Raw genomic sequence first — 1,276 nt, 5'->3', positions numbered from 1 at the left:
AAGAGCCGTGACAAGATTTTGTTATTTTTTCGAGATTTAATTCTTCAAAATAATATTTATTAATGTAATTTTTTATTTGTATACACCATTCTTCTTCTTCAGTATGTTTACCCATTGGATTACATTTCTTACACGGTCTGTACCCCAAATTAATAGCATCTTGAAAATCATTGTACAAAGTTACATTTTCTTTTTTGGGCAACCTTGCTTTACAAGAAGGTTTGCAAAATATCATTGTAGATTTAACAGCGTATATAAAGACATCATTTTCATTTTTATCATTATTCTTTATTGCTTCCCATCTTTTTTTAGTCATATTTAATTTTGTCATAATATCTACCTCCTATATTAACAATAACACATTTTAATATCCTGTTATTGCTTTTAAACTTCTATAACGGCTGATATTGGTGTTTTTCAAACAAAATAATGTTAAGGTTATATATATATTAGAGAAGGAGTTGTTCTACAATGACTAACATTTATTATAGTAGATTGTTTATCAAAGAAAATTTTATTGATCTATATGCCAGTGACAAAGGATTATGTTTTGTTGGTTCTTTAAATGTAGAAAATGAAATATACGATTACGCTGATAATATTACTGTCTTAGAAGATAATGAATATATGAAAGATTACAAAAATCAAATAAAGTATTATTTAGAAAATAGAATTAGTGAATTTACATTTAGTATTGACCAATTTATAAAGTCTTCAAATTTTAACATGAAAGTTTGGGATGCTTTATTAGAAATTCCATATGGTAAAACCGCATCTTACAGTGATGTTGCAAACTCTATAAATCAACCAAAAGCTGTTAGGGCTGTTGCTTCATCCATAGCTAAAAATCCGTTGCTAATAGTTGTACCTTGTCATAGAGTAGTTGGAAAAAATGGAAAACTCACTGGATATAGAGGTGGCTTGGCAATGAAAAAAAGTTTATTAGAAACTGAGGCTGAAAATTAGATGAATGTTAATATAAAATACTTCAATAGTGAAGGGTAACGGACCATTAATTTTGAATATTCATGGTCTTTTATTAGACCATTTCTGCATGCATAATTTAGTAGAAAAGTGTGATGTCAATCATTTCAAAAGATTATATATTGATTTACCAGGTATGGGTAAAACTACAAATTATGATGATATAATCAGTGCCGATGATATCCTAGAATCATTAATAAACTTTATAAATAAAAATTTCTCAAATGAAAAAATAATTATAGTTGGTGAGTCATATGGTGGTTATCTAGCAAGAGGTTTGATGAGTCAGTTA

The 1,276-nt window shown here is 27.5% G+C and carries 3 protein-coding genes; 2 read left to right on the top strand and 1 reads right to left on the bottom strand.

Going from position 1 to position 1,276, the window contains the following annotated elements; all coding sequences use genetic code 11:
- Window positions 1-331, bottom strand: a 331-nt coding sequence (locus B154_RS0124005; RefSeq protein WP_018616908.1) for an Ada metal-binding domain-containing protein, incomplete at its 3' end; no start/stop codon positions are given.
- A gap of 164 nt (window positions 332-495) precedes the next feature.
- On the opposite strand from B154_RS0124005, the gene B154_RS0124000 reads away from it, so the two are divergent.
- Complete coding sequence (locus B154_RS0124000; RefSeq protein ID WP_211217542.1) at window positions 496-966, top strand: methylated-DNA--[protein]-cysteine S-methyltransferase; 471 nt, start codon at window positions 496-498, stop codon at window positions 964-966.
- A 28-nt stretch (window positions 967-994) separates the two neighbouring features.
- Window positions 995-1,276: alpha/beta fold hydrolase (locus tag B154_RS30315; RefSeq protein WP_018616906.1), on the top strand; the 282-nt coding region annotated here is incomplete at its 3' end.

This window comes from Segetibacter koreensis DSM 18137 (assembly GCF_000374045.1).
GTDB classification, from domain to species: domain Bacteria; phylum Bacteroidota; class Bacteroidia; order Chitinophagales; family Chitinophagaceae; genus Segetibacter; species Segetibacter koreensis.
This window is presented reverse-complemented; position numbering and strand designations above follow the sequence as displayed.